We start from the raw sequence: 15,546 nt of genomic DNA on the forward strand, positions 1-15,546 counted from the left end.
TGGTTATGAAGAGGACTATTATTATATCCTTGCTCTGCCTCCTTTGCGGAGGTGCGATGCAAGCACAGAAGATCAGAATAAAGACCGGTATCGAGGTACTGAAAGAACAGAATTTCCGATGCCTGGAAGGTAAGCGTGTAGGATTGATTACCAACCCGACGGGGGTGGACAACCGGATGAGGTCCACCATTGACATCCTGCACGAGGCGCCCAACGTGAACCTTGTGGCACTCTACGGCCCCGAACACGGCGTGCGCGGCGATGTGCACGCAGGCGACCATGTGACGGACATCAAAGACGCGACTACCGGACTGCCCGTCTATTCGCTTTACGGAAAGACCCGCAAGGCCACGCCGGACATGCTGAAAGATGTGGATGTATTAGTGTATGATATCCAAGACATCGGTTGCCGTTCCTTTACCTACATCAGCACCATGGGACTGGCCATGGAAGCCGCTGCCGAAAACGGCAAGGAATTCATTGTGCTGGACCGGCCCAATCCCGTAGGCGGATTGAAGATTGAAGGCAACTTGGTTGAAGATGATTGCATTTCTTTTGTAAGCCAGTTTAAAATTCCGTACCTTTACGCCCTCACTTGCGGTGAGCTGGCACTGATGCTCAATGGCGAGAAGATGTTGAAGGATGGGGAACAATGTAATCTCCACATAGTGAAGATGAAAGGCTGGAAACGCAAGATGGATTATACCCAAACCGGACTGCAATGGGTTCCCTCCTCTCCACACATTCCACATCCTCATTCTGCATTCTTCTACCCCGTCAGCGGCATTCTGGGCGAACTAGGATATATGTCTATCGGCGTGGGGTATACCATTCCGTTCCAGATGTTTGCCGCACCATGGATGGAAGCGGAAAAGCTGGCCGGAAACCTGAACCGTCTGAACGTACCGGGGGTCATCTTCAGACCGATGTACCTAAAGCCGTTCTATAGTGTAGGCAAAGGCGAGTTGCTGCAAGGTGTGCAAGTGCACATCATGGATTTCGGCAAAGCACCGTTGAGCGACCTGCAATTCCTGGTCATGCAGGAAGTCGCCGCCCTCTATCCTGACCGTGCCGTGTTTGACCATGCCGACAAGGGACGTTTCAACATGTTCGACAAAGTAAGCGGTTCGCGGCAGATACGCGAGCGCTTCTCGAAACGGAACCGTTGGGAGGACATACGCGACTACTGGTATAAAGATGCCGAAGACTTCCGTAAGTTGTCGAAAAAGTATTATTTATATAAATAAATTTACAGATAAATAAGGAAGGGAAAAGAGCCTGATACGGAGACTATTTCAGTCGTATACAGAACCACATTCAGTCGTATACTTAAATATATTCAGTATACGACTGAATGTACCCCCTCGTAAGACACGTTTACAGAGCACTTTGAAGCGAAGTGATGCAATAAAAAAAAGTGAACATGAAAGAGCATAGTTACATGGCTTTCCTGCAGGAAGCAAAACAATTCATTCCGCAGGAAAGGATTTACACCGACGAACTTCGCCGGCTGGCTTGGGGTACGGATGCCGGTTTTTACCGACTGGTTCCCCAGATTGTAATCCGTTCGAAAGACGAAGATGAAGTTTCACAACTGTTGAAACTGGCGAGCCGCCACGGGCTGCCCGTCACCTTCCGAGCGGCAGGGACCAGTTTGTCGGGCCAAGCCATTAGTGACTCCATCCTCATCGTAGCCGGTAAGAATTGGGAAAAATACAGCATATCCGCCGACTACGAACAGATAACCCTCCAACCGGGCATCATCGGACAACGTGTGAACGAACTGTTGGCTCCCTACGGCCGTAAGTTTGCACCGGACCCCGCCTCGGTGAAAAGCGCCATGGTAGGCGGTATTGTCATGAACAATGCTTCCGGCATGAACTGCGGTACGCACGCCAATAGCGACAAGGTGCTTGTTTCCGCCCGTATCATCCTAATGGACGGTACCCTGCTGGATACCGGAAATCCCGTCAGCCGCGCCTCCTTCGAAGTGAGTCACCGTGACTTCATTCGCCGCATCTGCGAACTGCGCGATGAAATACGTACCAACGAAAAACTGGCCGAACGCATCCGTTACAAATATTCCATCAAAAATGTAACCGGGCTCAATCTGTTGCCCTTCGTCCGTTTCGACGACCCATTCGAAATCATTGCCCACCTCATGGTAGGTTCCGAAGGTACACTGGCGTTCCTTTCGGAAGTGACGATGAAGACTGAATATGATTATCCCTACAAGGCCAGCGCTATGCTCTACTTCAAGACCATCAAAGAAGCGAGCCGCGCTGTGGTAGCCATGAAGAAGCTGGTCGACGAAACCGGCGAATGGACAGTAAAAGGGGCTGAAATGCTAGACTATAAAAGCCTTTCTTCCGTCAACGACCCCGTATTCCTAAAATACAAAGGCGAAGTTGCCTCCTCTGCCCTCCCCGGCGTGGAGCCCGGCGACGAAACCGGGTTGACAGCAGTGCTGACCGAAACCAAAGCCCGTACCCCGGAAGAACTGCAACAGAACATATCTGCCATTGAAGCTTGCCTGCAAGCCTTCACCACCTATATTCCGGTACGCTTCACCGACCGTCCGGAGGAATATTCCAAATACTGGGCCATCCGTTCCGGCATCTTCCCCTCTGTGGGAGGTACGCGCCAGCCGGGAACCACTTGCCTCATCGAAGACATCGCCTTCCACATTGAAGACCTTCCGGAGGCAACGGCAGAACTGCAACAGCTCATAGCCCGCCACGGATATAATGACGCCTGCATCTACGGCCATGCTCTCGAAGGCAACTACCACTTCATCATCAACCAGTCCTTCAGTACCCAAGCGGAAGTGAAACGCTACGAAGACTTGATGAATGACATCAAGACCTTGGTAGTAGATAAATATGACGGTTCCCTAAAAGCCGAGCATGGCACGGGCCGGAATATGGCTCCCTTTGTCCGCCATGAATGGGGAGATGACGCCTACAAAGCCATGAAAGCCGTCAAAGAGCTGTTTGACCCACAAGGATTGCTAAACCCCGGTGTCATTTTCAATGATGACCCGCAATGCCATATCAAGAACTTCAAGCCGCTGCCTTTATTAGTGATGAGTGACAAGAGACAAGCTACGTCACTCGTAGCTGACAAATGCATCGAGTGCGGTTTCTGCGAAGTCAACTGTCTCTCCTGCGGCTTTACCCTTTCCTCGCGCCAGCGTATCGTGTTGCAGCGCGAAATATCCCGGCTGAAACAAAGCGGCGAGGACCCGACACGCCTTGCACTGCTCGAAAAACAATACCGCTATCCCGGCAACCAGACTTGTGCCGGAGACGGCCTCTGCTCCATGTCGTGCCCGATGGGTATCAATACGGGCGACCTTACCCATATAATCCGCCAGGAAGCATTACCCAAAGGCAGTCTGGGATACAAAGCCGGAGACTTTGTCGCCAATCATTTCGCTGGTGTCAAGAGTGCACTGCGTCCCGTATTGTCCTTAGCCAACTTCGGACATTCACTATTAGGGACAAAGGCGATGAGCGGCATTACCAAGGGGCTGCACAATGCATTAGGCATACCTCTATGGACGCCGGCTATGCCGAAAAGTTATCAGTTACAAGCTACGGAGTTACAAGCTACAAGCACTATGCAGCATAATAGCGCAGCACTTGTAGCTCGTAGCTCTGTAACTCGTAACTACAAAGTCGTCTACTTCCCCAGCTGCATCAACCAGACTATGGGTCTGGCAAAGAAGTCTCCCGTAGAGCAGCCATTGGTAAATAAAATGGTGTCCTTGTTGCAAAAAGCCGGTTACGAAATCATCTTCCCGAAAGATATGGACAAGCTTTGCTGTGGCACCATTTGGGAAAGTAAAGGGATGCTGGACATTGCCGATCGCAAGACAGCCGAACTGGAGGCCGCACTTTGGGAAGCCAGCGAACAAGGCAAATACCCCGTCCTCTGTGACCAAAGCCCTTGTCTGCACCGCATGCGCGAATGTATCAAGAAGATGAAACTGTATGAACCTGCAGAATTCATCTATACATTCTTACGTGAGAAGCTGATTTTCACACCTATTAACCGCCCCGTAGCAATCCACATCACCTGCTCCATGCGGAAAATGGGACTGGCAGATACCATTATAGCCCTTGCACGCCTTTGCTCCAGTAAAGTCATCGTGCCGGAAGAAGTAGGTTGCTGCGGTTTTGCCGGAGACCGGGGATTCACCTATCCTGAGCTGAACTCGTACGCCCTACGCAAACTCCGCCCGCAAATAGAAGCGTCCGGAGTGAATATAGGCTACTCTAACAGCCGTACTTGTGAAATCGGATTGACAACAAACTCAGGTATCCCCTATGTATCCATTGCCTATCTGGTAGACGAATGTACAAAGGCAACTGATAATTAGGATTGATAATTAACTTAACACACAAATATTACAATGAACAGTACAAAAGTAAGTAAACGCATCCTTGCACTCGACATTCTCCGTGGTGTCACCATCGCAGGTATGATTATGGTAAACAACCCCGGTTCGTGGGGACATATCTATGCCCCCTTGCGGCATGCAGAGTGGAATGGTCTGACCCCCACCGACCTCGTCTTTCCCTTCTTCATGTTTATCATGGGAATTTCCACATACATTTCCCTGAAGAAATACAACTTCGAGTTCAGCCACGCCGCCGGCATGAAGATACTGAAACGCACCATCGTCATTTTCCTTATAGGCATGGCTATCGGCTGGTTCTCGCGTTTCTGCTATTACTGGGCCTCCGCTCCGGACGACCTCAGTTTCGGAGAGAAGCTATGGGCTTCCGTCTGGACATTCGACCGTATCCGTATTCTGGGTGTCATGCAACGGCTGGCCCTTTGCTACGGAGCAGCCTCCATCATTGCACTAACCATGAAGCATAAACATATACCTTATCTGATAGCCGGCCTATTGACAGGCTACTTCATACTGTTGATGTGCGGCAACGGTTTCGCCTATAATGAAACAAACATTCTTTCCGTGGTAGACCGTGCCATCCTGACCCCTGCACACATGTACAAGGATAACGGCATAGATCCCGAAGGTTTGTTAAGCACCATTCCTGCCATTGCACATGTGTTGCTGGGCTTCTGTGTAGGGCGGCTGATGCTGGATGGCAACAAGTCGGAAGACCGTGCCTCATTTCTCAATTCGCAGCTTATCACACTGTTGCTGGTAGGTGTTATCCTTACTTTCTCCGGTTTCCTGCTAAGCTACGGCTGCCCCATCAACAAGAAAATATGGTCTCCTACCTACGTACTCGTCACTTGCGGACTGGCATCCAGTTTTCTGGCATTGCTTATCTGGATTATTGATGTGAAAGGCTATAAGAAGTGGAGCATGTTTTTCGAGGCATTCGGTGTGAATCCGCTGTTCATGTATGTATTGGGCGGCGTACTTAGCATACTTTTCGGTAGTATCAGTTTCCCGTGGGGAAACAGCAGCATCAGCATACACGGATTCTTATACAATATAGTCCTCATGCCCGTTTTCGGTGAAACCGCCGGTTCCCTTGCCTTTGCCCTGCTGTTTATCGCCATTAACTGGTGTATCGGCTACCAGTTGTACAAACGAAAAATATATATCAAAATATAAGGATTAGGGGTTAGTGATTAAGGATTAGTGATTAATACGTTGCCTATAATTAAGAAACAGTATCACCTACCATTAATCACTAATCCTTAATCACTAACCCCTAATCCCTAATCATTAAACATTATTTATATGATTCTAATAGCAGACAGTGGCTCTACAAAGACCGATTGGTGTGTTGTAGAGAATGGAGTACTTCTCCAACAGATATTCACGAAAGGGACGAACCCTTTCTTTCAGTCGGAAGAGGAAATCAGTAATGAAATAGCAACAGCGCTATTACCTCAGCTGAAGACAAGTGAGCTGGATGCCGTATACTTTTATGGTGCAGGATGCGGATTTCCCGACAAGATAAGTATGGTGCACCGTGCCATAACCAAACACCTCAGTGTGAAAAATGAAGTGGAAGTCAATACCGATATGCTGGCTGCCGCACGTGGCCTCTGCGGACATGACTCAGGCATTGCCTGCATCATGGGGACCGGCTCCAACTCATGTTATTATGACGGAAAAAGCATTGTCACCAATGTATCTCCTCTGGGATTCATCTTGGGAGACGAAGGCAGCGGAGCCTGCTTGGGCAAACTGTTGGTAGGCGATATCTTGAAAAATCAGATGACACCCGAGCTGAAAGAGAAATTCCTCAAACAGTTCGACCTGACACCTGCTGATATCATCGACCGTGTCTACCGTAAACCTTTCCCCAACCGTTTCCTGGCAAGCTTGTCACCATTTCTTGCACAGAATCTGGGTGAACCTTGTGTACGCGCTCTGGTACTGAACAGCTTTAAGGCATTCCTTAAACGCAATGTCATGCAATATGAAGACTATCAGCATCAAAAAGTACATTTCATCGGTTCCGTAGCCTTCTATTACAAGGAAGTTCTGGCAGAAGCTGCCAAAGAAATGGGTATCCAACTGGGTGCAATCATCAAGAGCCCCATGGAAGGACTCATCAAATATCACAACTGAAAGTGACAAATCGTAAATAGTAAATCGTCAAATAGTAAATAGCCTTATGTTCGTAAAAATCTCAGAGCAACCATCGCTCTACAATGACTTGGAAAAGAAATCAGTCCGTGAAATTCTGGAAGACATCAATACCGAAGACCAGAAAGTGGCGCTTGCCGTACAGAGGGCAATCCCTCAAATAGAAAAGTTGGTAACCCAGATTGTGCCCCGCATGAAACAAGGCGGACGCATCTTCTACATGGGTGCGGGTACCAGTGGACGTCTGGGCGTACTCGACGCTTCGGAAATTCCACCGACTTTCGGTATGCCCCCCACGCTGGTTATCGGCTTGATTGCCGGTGGTGACACTGCATTGAGAAATCCGGTAGAGAATGCCGAAGATGACATTCACCGCGGTTGGGAAGAGTTGACGGAACGCAATATTACAGATAAGGATACGGTCATCGGTATTGCTGCATCCGGTACCACCCCCTACGTGATTGGTGCCATGCACGAGGCACGCGAACACGGCATACTGACCGGCTGTATCACCAGCAACCCGGACTCTCCAATGGCAGCAGAGGCAGATGTAGCCATCGAAATGATTGTAGGGCCTGAATATGTGACGGGAAGCTCACGCATGAAATCGGGAACAGGACAGAAAATGATACTGAATATGATTACTACTTCCGTCATGATACAGTTGGGACGCGTGAAAGGCAACAAAATGGTGAATATGCAGCTCAGTAACAAAAAGCTTGTGGACCGTGGTACCCGTATGATTGTAGAGGAACTCGGACTGGACTATGGCAAAGCCAAGGCGCTGCTGTTGATGCACGGTTCGGTGAAAAAGGCAGTGGATGCGTACCGGATTTAGCTATTACTCACTCTTAAATTCCTTTATTATGAAAGCAATATATTTTTTTCTCTTTTCTCTTTGTCTGCAAGCTGCCACCGCGCAACCCTTGCAACGCGTAGCCCCTGAACAAGTGGGAATGGACTCACGCAAGTTGATGTATGCTGACGAAGCGATTGAAACAGCCATCTCCAACAAGGATATTCCCGGTGCCGTACTTGCTGTAGTACGTAACGGCAAGATGGCCTATCTGAAAGCTTACGGCAACAAGCGTATTTATCCCAATGTGGAGCCTATGACTGCCAATACTATCTTTGATATGGCATCTTGCAGCAAATCCATGTCGACCGCCGTATGTACGATGATACTGGCAGAACGCGGCAAGCTCCGTATGCTGGACCCCGTCAGCCTCTACATACCCCATTTCAAGAATTGGGAAAGCGAAGACGGCAAAGAGAAAAAGGTAATCCGCATTGCCGATTTGATGACACACACTTCCGGTCTTCCTCCCTATGCACCGGTAGCCGAGCTAGAAAAGCAGTACGGTTCTCCCAATCCTGATGGGCTTATGGAATATATTGCTACTTGTAAACGCGACTTCAAGCCGCAGACTGATTTTCAATACAGTTGCCTCAACTTCATCACTTTGCAGCACATTATCGAGACTATAAGCGGACAGAGCCTGCGTGACTTTGCACGTGAAAACCTATTTGATGTACTCGGCATGGAGCATACCGACTATCTGCCTTGCCAACGTGATAAGGATGGTAACTGGATTACGATAGTTGACAAAGGAACGAGAAAACAAGGACACAAGGAAAACAACGTAGCCAATTCTCAATTTTCAATTCGCAATTCTCAATTGAATAACATTGCCCCCACTGAAAAGCAACCTAATGGACAAGTTCTCTGCGGACAAGTTCATGACCCGCTGGCACGTGTCATGAACGGAGGTATCAGCGGTAATGCAGGAGTATTCTCTTGTGCTGATGATATTGCCATACTCTGCGCAGCCCTGCAAAACGGAGGTGAATGGAACGGACGCCGCATCCTGAGTCCGCTGGGTGTAAAAGCCATGCGTACTGTGCCACGCACTACCGCCAGTCTGGGACGCACTCTCGGTTGGGATAATTTTACAGCCTATGCCTCCAACAATGGAGATTTGTTTGGTCCTAATACCTATGGGCATACCGGCTACACGGGTACCTCCATCATTATCGATCCGGACAATGACACTTCCGTCATACTCCTTATCAACGCCGTACATCCGGAAGACGGACACAGCGTAGTTCGCCTGCGTTCATTGGTTGCCAACGCTGTGGCGGCTTCCATCTACCCCATTCCGCGTATTTATACAGACCATTACTACAAACGTTTCCTACAGTTTATGGATGAGCCTGCCATTACAAGCAAGGACATCGTCATGCTTGGCAATAGCCTGACTGAAGGTGGCGGTGACTGGTCTGCCCGTCTTGGTAAGAAGAATGTACGTAATCGCGGCATCATCGGTGATGAAGTGATGGGTATCTATGACCGCCTGCATCAGATACTTCCCGGACATCCCGCCAAGCTGTTCCTGCTTATCGGAGTCAATGACATTTCCCATGACTTGGCACCAGACAGTATTGTAGACATGATTCGCATGACGGTGGAACGCATCCGGAAAGAATCTCCCGACACAAAACTCTACCTACAAAGCCTACTCCCTTTCAATGAAAGTTTCGGCCGATACAAAAAACTGACTGGAAAGACAGATATGGTTCCTGAAATCAACTCCCGTCTGGAGGCGTTTGCCAAAGAGGAAGGCATTGCCTATATCAATCTTTTTCCACTATTTACAGAGAAGGGAACAAATGTACTACGCAGTGAGTTGACCGGCGACGGACTGCATTTGAATGAGGATGGATACAAAATCTGGGTAAAGGCCATTAAGAAGAAAATATAAAACGAACCAGTCTCCGAACGTCTGCCACACTACCAACAGGCTAAAGAAGACATCTCTCCATTAACTAGATTCCCCCTGCCATAGACATCTATAGCAGGGGGAATTCTTATATTCGGGGCGTTTCGGCACACACCCTCTTTTATCTCATTCGGCAAAGCTAACCAGTTGCAAGTCAAACGTCAACAGAGAGCCTCCGGGGATTGTATTTGTAGAATAAGGAGCAGTATAATCATTTATACCATATCCGCTTTGATAAGGGATATACAACATCCACCGCTCACCCATCCGCATAAGCTGCAAGGCAGCTGCCCAACCGGCAACGACACCCGAAACTTCAAAATCCACGAATGAATCAAAAACCGTAGGTTCTTTTACCGGAGGAATAGGTATATCGCGGTCAATAGCACTATAACCGTCAAAGCAACCGTCGAATTCTTCGCCATTCACATAAGTCCCATAATAATAAGCATTCACCTTTGAATGATAACCCGTATACAACGGGCGTTCACCCGTCTCATTCTTCACAAGCTTCTTGCAATAGACATACTGAGCACCTTCAGAAGTGCTTGCAGTCGTCTGTATGGCATACAGTTTCCCGAGTTCCATAGCATCGGCCTGCTCTGCTGTGGCGACATAATTCTCGCCAGTCAGCCTTTTTATCGAGTCAACAAAAGCCTCGCCGCGTTCTCTCCAATTATCATACTTTCCAGCCTCTTCCACTTCTTCACAAGAGATAAAAGCACCCACCAGCAACAGCAAGAAAGGCAAAAACAAAAGGGACTTTTTCATTTACTATTTTACTATTTTACTATTTACTATTTCAGTTTGTTCACGCACCGGTCTATTCCATAACCGCTTTATTGCAAGGTTTTCAGCAACGATGTGATGCTTACACGGTCTGCAATAATATTATTCAGTTCAGAGATAGCCACGCGCTCTTGCTGCATGGTGTCACGATTACGCAGTGTCACACAGTTATCTTCCAAAGTCTGATGATCCACGGTGACACAGTACGGAGTACCAATGGCATCCTGGCGGCGGTAACGCTTACCAATAGAATCTTTCTCATCATACTGACAATGGAAGTGGAACTTCAGATTGTCAATGATTTCGCGCGCTTTTTCGGGCAGACCATCTTTCTTTACCAACGGCATTACGGCCAGTTTCACCGGTGCCAGTGCAGCAGGCAACTTCAAGACAACACGGGATTCACCGCTATCCAACGTCTCTTCACAGTAGGAAGCCGACATGATGCTAAGGAACATGCGGTCTACACCGATACTAGTCTCGATGACATACGGGGTATAGCTTTCGTTGGTTTCCGGATCGAAATACTTGATGTTCTTGCCGGAGAACTTCTCATGCTGGGACAAGTCGAAATTTGTACGGCTGTGAATACCCTCTACTTCCTTGAAACCGAAAGGCATCAAGAACTCAATGTCTGTAGCAGCATTAGCGTAGTGGGCCAGTTTGTCGTGGTCGTGATAACGGTAATGGTCATCACCGAAGCCCAGCGCCTTGTGCCATTTCAGGCGAGTAGCCTTCCAACTCTTGAACCAGTCAAGCTCTGTACCCGGCTTCACAAAGAACTGCATTTCCATCTGCTCGAACTCGCGCATACGGAAGATGAACTGGCGGGCTACAATTTCGTTACGGAAAGCCTTACCAATCTGGGCGATACCGAAAGGAATCTTCATGCGACCGGTTTTCTGTACATTAAGGTAATTTACGAAGATACCTTGTGCCGTTTCCGGGCGAAGGTATATCTTCATGGCACCATCGGCGGTAGAGCCCATTTCAGTTGAGAACATCAGATTGAACTGGCGTACCTCTGTCCAGTTCTTTGTGCCACTGATAGGGCAAACGATTTCTTCGTCAAGGATAATCTGACGGAGTTCGTCCAGATTATTATCGTTCAAAGCCTTGGAAAAACGTTCATGCAAGGCATCACGTTTGGCCTGGTGTTCCAGCACACGACCGTTGGTACTGCGGAACTGAGCCTCATCGAAAGCCTCACCAAAACGCTTGGCAGCTTTGGCCACTTCTTTGTTTATCTTGTCATCGTACTTAGCAAGCTGGTCCTCTATCAACACATCGGCACGATAACGTTTCTTGGAATCGCGGTTGTCAATCAAAGGGTCATTGAAAGCATCTACGTGTCCGCTGGCTTTCCAGATGGTGGGGTGCATAAAGATTGCTGAGTCGATACCGACAATATTTTCGTGCAGCAGCACCATACTCTGCCACCAGTATTGCTTGATGTTATTTTTCAGTTCCACACCCATCTGACCATAGTCATACACAGCTCCCAGTCCATCATAAATCTCGCTGGAAGGGAACACAAAACCATATTCCTTACAGTGTGATACGAGTTTCTTAAAAACGTCTTCTTGTGCCATTTTCTGTTGTATCTAAATTAATTTGAATCTTATTTTCAGCTAAAAAGCGCCACAAAGATAGGGATTTATATCGTAAGTAGGACACGGAGGGTATTAATTTATCTTATTACCAAATAAAAGAAGAAGCTACCTCATAACTCCGAGGCAGCTTCTTTCCCAATTTTACCCAATTACAATTAATTTACCTAAGCACTACAAATCAACCTAATCACAACCAAGAATAATATTATACTCACCTTCAGCGTTTTATCGTATTAACAGTCTCTTGTGGTTTCAATATGTCATTTGTTTTTTCCACAACTGATACCACATCAACATCAAGTACAGCCTTAATATCCTTGGAAGAGGTTCCAATCAAAAACTTATAATTTCCAGCATCCACTACCCATGAAGAAGAAGCTTCATCATAAGAAGCCAAATCCGTAGTGTTCAGTTTCAAAGTGGCAGTAACAGTCTCACCTGGCCTCAATTCCTTAGTTTTGGTAAAAGCTTTAAGTTCTTTTTCCGGTTTGTTCATCTGAAACCTATTGGGAGCGGAGACATAAAGCTGAACAACCTCTTTCCCTGCAAACTTACCAACATTCTTCACATCAATAGAAACAGAATATATACCATTATCAACTTTGACAGACGGATTGACATACTCGAATGTTGTATACGAAAGACCATAGCCGAAAGGATAAGACACTTGCTTTCCGAAACTATCGAAATAGCGATAACCGACAAAAATATCTTCTTCATAATCCGTATAGTCTACATTCTTCACTGAAGAGCTTTTGTCCTCCTTATTCCTCACATCTGTATTAGCCCTAGCATCCATAGGAAAATTGGTCGAAGAAGCAACGTCCATCAACTTGTTCGGGAAAGTCATTGTCAACTTACCCGATGGAGATACCTTACCGCTCAACACATCCGTCACACTATTTCCACCCTCCTGTCCTGCCTGCCAAGCCAGCAAAATAGCATCCGGTAGTTTTTTCCAAGAAGCTGTTTCAATTACACCTCCGATATTCAATACCACCACCACTTTCTTCCCAGCAGCATGGAAAGCTTGGCTGACGGACTTCAGCAGTTGCAATTCTTCCTCACTCAGTTCAAAATCACTGACATTACGGTCTACAAATTCACCGGAAGTACGTCCCAGCGTAACCAATGCAACATCCGCTTTAGCAACTTGTTCTGACAACACCTTTGTAGTAGGGATAAGTTCTGTCGGGCGAGGTACCGGCATAAATCTGGAGAAAGGCTGAGACGAGTCAGGAGTATTTTTCTTATTCTCGGCCTCAATATACTGTTCATAATCGGCCTTCAATGCTTCATCTATCTGGTATCCAGCATTCTTCAAACCATCCAATAATGAGACTGTATAGGCACGATTCACATTACCTGAGCCGGTACCTCCTGCTATGAAATCATAGGAAGTACACCCGAAAAGAGCTATATTTCTGACCTTCCTTTCAAATGGCAAGGTTTCGTTATTATTCTTCAACAAAACCATTCCTTCAGTCGCTGACTGGCGGGTAACTGCTGCGTGCGCCTTCAAATCAGGTTTATTGGAATATTTGTATTCTTTAAAATGAGGAGTTTGGAGAATAAGTTCAAGAACACGCTTCACATTACGATTCAGTATGGATTCATCCAATTTTCCGGATTTCACCCCTTCGATAATCATATCATACTGGTTAGCCCTTCCCGGTTGGAGCATATCATTACCTGCTATCATCTGAGCCACGGCATCCTTCCCTCCAAACCAGTCAGTTACCACCATACCCTCGAAATTCCACTCATCACGCAATAAAGTGGACAGCAAGTCTGTATTCTCAGAAGCATAGGTGCCATTAATATGATTGTAAGAGGACATTACTGTCCATGGTGCCGATTCCTTCACTGCAATTTCGAACCCCTTCAAATAGATTTCCCGTAAGGCACGAGGAGTGATACGAGCATCATTAGCATTCCGATTGGTTTCCTGGTTGTTAACAGCAAAATGTTTGATGGAAGTTCCCACTCCGTTGCTCTGTATCCCTCTAACATATGCAGCAGCTATCTTGCCAGACACCAACGGGTCTTCGGAATAATATTCAAAATTACGCCCGCACAAAGGATTCCGATGGATATTCAAAGCAGGAGCCAGTAAAACATCCGCACCATATTCCAACACTTCATTACCAATTGATTTTCCAACTTCCTCTACCAAATCCTGATTCCAAGTAGAAGCAAGTAACGTACCGATAGGAAAATGTGTACAATAATAAGTAGCAGAATCCCCTTCGCGGATAGGATCTATACGTAAACCTGCAGGTCCATCAGCCAACACAATGGCAGGAATTCCCAAACGGGGTATCGGATAAGTAGTACCTGCTGCACCGGGAACCAACTTCTTTGTAGTGCCAATCACCGTACTGTCACCCGAAGTACCCACCATTCCGGTACCGATAACCAAATGTGCCTTTTCTTCCAAAGTCATGGCACCAATAACATCCTCAACAGAATCTTTACCCAATTGAGGAGCCGCAGGGCCACAAGCGCTCAACACGCCTGCAGCCAACAGCAAATAAAACAGTTGTTTTTTCATAGCCTAGTCAGATTTATTTAAACAACTTGGGAGCAAATACAGAGAGATAAATACGCCAGCAGGTCCATACATGTCCACCAGGAGTTTCCATAAACTCATATTTATATCCTTTTTTATCCAAATCAGCGCGATAAGCTGCATTGTTTCTATAAAGAAAATCGTCTTTACCGATACCCAACCAGTAAAGTTTGGGAGCCTTATCAAACTGAACAGCTAACTTTTTATCCATATCCTGATAAACCGGACTATTTTTCTGACCTGCACTCTGGACATTAAGGGCCGCAGAGAATAAACCTACATAGTCGAACATATCAGGATAGTTCAAAGAAATATTGGCAGAATGAAAACCACCCATTGAAAGCCCCGCAATAGCACGATGAGCTTTGTCCGCTTGTACACGATAATTACTTTCTACAAACGTGATAATCTCAGGGAAATAGGCTTCAAAAGCACCGTCCATGGTTCCATTCTTCATATGGTAAGGTTTATAGTATCCCAGACTACTCTCACCAGGTGCAGCCTCCATGGCAGCATGCCCATTGGGCATCACAACAATCATCGGTTCAGCCTTGCCTTGTGCAATCAAATTATCGAGAATCTGTGCAGCACGTCCAAAAGTTGTCCACTCATCTTCATCCCCTCCCATACCATGCAATAAATAGAGTACCGGATACTTCCTATCACCGGATTGTTCATAACCTGCCGGCGTGTAGATATTGATACGGCGATCCATTTTCATACCATCAGAGTGATACCAACGATGGGCCAATGTTCCATGAGGAACTTTATTTACCTTATATAAATCTGCCTTACCATTCCCTACAATAAACACATTGCTTGTGGTAGCAAAGTCACGATAGACATAAACATTGTTAGGGTCTATAGTCGGCACACCATCTACCATGAATTCATAGCTATAAAGTTCTGAATCCAACGGCTTGGTAGTATAGGTCCAAATTCCTTCTGAATTCTTTGTCATGTCTATCAAACCTGCTCCCACCATACCTCCAATGTGTTGTCCCTCCGCCTTTTCGGCAAAGTCACCGGCAATCTGCACCTTTTGGGCATCAGGAGCCTTAAAGTTAAAAGTCACTGTGTTATCTTTGTTCACAATTGCAGACTCGAGGTCTTGCGCTACAAACAAATTCTGCTGGGCAGACATTTGCAGTCCACAGGCTGCCATAAATGCGGCCAATATAATCTTTTTCATTTCAGTTCTTC

At 46.8% G+C, this 15,546-nt stretch carries 10 protein-coding genes; 6 read left to right on the forward strand and 4 right to left on the reverse strand.

What is annotated here, in order from left to right:
• The first annotated feature begins 5 nt into the window (after positions 1 to 5).
• The 6 genes from H1A11_RS13885 to H1A11_RS13910 all read left to right on the forward strand — a co-directional run bounded on the left by H1A11_RS13885 (position 6) and on the right by H1A11_RS13910 (position 9,351).
• Complete coding sequence (locus H1A11_RS13885; protein ID WP_005834674.1) at positions 6 to 1,247, forward strand: exo-beta-N-acetylmuramidase NamZ domain-containing protein; 1,242 nt, start codon at positions 6 to 8, stop codon at positions 1,245 to 1,247.
• A 176-nt stretch (positions 1,248 to 1,423) separates the two neighbouring features.
• Positions 1,424 to 4,384, forward strand: a complete 2,961-nt coding sequence (locus H1A11_RS13890; RefSeq protein WP_181757345.1) for an FAD-binding and (Fe-S)-binding domain-containing protein — start codon at positions 1,424 to 1,426, stop codon at positions 4,382 to 4,384.
• Between the two features lie 33 nt (positions 4,385 to 4,417).
• Positions 4,418 to 5,602 (forward strand): acyltransferase family protein, encoded by a 1,185-nt coding sequence (locus tag H1A11_RS13895; RefSeq protein ID WP_008662773.1) that lies wholly within the window; start codon positions 4,418 to 4,420, stop codon positions 5,600 to 5,602.
• A gap of 129 nt (positions 5,603 to 5,731) precedes the next feature.
• The gene (locus H1A11_RS13900; protein ID WP_005824980.1) at positions 5,732 to 6,571 is read left to right on the forward strand and encodes a BadF/BadG/BcrA/BcrD ATPase family protein; all 840 of its coding nucleotides are present in this window, start codon (positions 5,732 to 5,734) and stop codon (positions 6,569 to 6,571) included.
• Between the two features lie 46 nt (positions 6,572 to 6,617).
• Positions 6,618 to 7,427 carry an N-acetylmuramic acid 6-phosphate etherase gene (gene murQ, locus H1A11_RS13905; protein ID WP_005824981.1) on the forward strand — a complete coding sequence of 270 codons (810 nt, stop codon included), beginning with the start codon at positions 6,618 to 6,620 and terminating at the stop codon, positions 7,425 to 7,427.
• A 28-nt stretch (positions 7,428 to 7,455) separates the two neighbouring features.
• On the forward strand, positions 7,456 to 9,351 hold the full coding sequence (locus tag H1A11_RS13910; RefSeq protein WP_005824982.1) for a serine hydrolase: 1,896 nt from the start codon (positions 7,456 to 7,458) through the stop codon (positions 9,349 to 9,351).
• Between the two features lie 144 nt (positions 9,352 to 9,495).
• Here H1A11_RS13910 and H1A11_RS13915 read toward each other — a convergent pair whose 3' ends face one another.
• The 4 genes from H1A11_RS13915 to H1A11_RS13930 all read right to left on the reverse strand — a co-directional run bounded on the left by H1A11_RS13915 (position 9,496) and on the right by H1A11_RS13930 (position 15,535).
• Complete coding sequence (locus tag H1A11_RS13915) at positions 9,496 to 10,140, reverse strand: FKBP-type peptidyl-prolyl cis-trans isomerase (RefSeq protein ID WP_005824983.1); 645 nt, start codon at positions 10,138 to 10,140, stop codon at positions 9,496 to 9,498.
• Positions 10,141 to 10,208: 68 nt separating this feature from the next.
• A complete protein-coding gene (locus tag H1A11_RS13920) occupies positions 10,209 to 11,750 on the reverse strand; it encodes a glycine--tRNA ligase (protein ID WP_005824984.1) in 1,542 nt (513 codons plus the stop codon).
• A 238-nt stretch (positions 11,751 to 11,988) separates the two neighbouring features.
• Positions 11,989 to 14,325, reverse strand: a complete 2,337-nt coding sequence (locus H1A11_RS13925; RefSeq protein ID WP_005824986.1) for a glycoside hydrolase family 3 protein — start codon at positions 14,323 to 14,325, stop codon at positions 11,989 to 11,991.
• A gap of 13 nt (positions 14,326 to 14,338) precedes the next feature.
• Complete coding sequence (locus H1A11_RS13930) at positions 14,339 to 15,535, reverse strand: esterase (protein ID WP_005824987.1); 1,197 nt, start codon at positions 15,533 to 15,535, stop codon at positions 14,339 to 14,341.
• Positions 15,536 to 15,546 lie beyond the last annotated feature (11 nt).

Origin of the sequence: Bacteroides sp. CACC 737 (genome assembly GCF_013874375.1) — a bacterium.
Lineage (GTDB): Bacteria > Bacteroidota > Bacteroidia > Bacteroidales > Bacteroidaceae > Bacteroides > Bacteroides uniformis.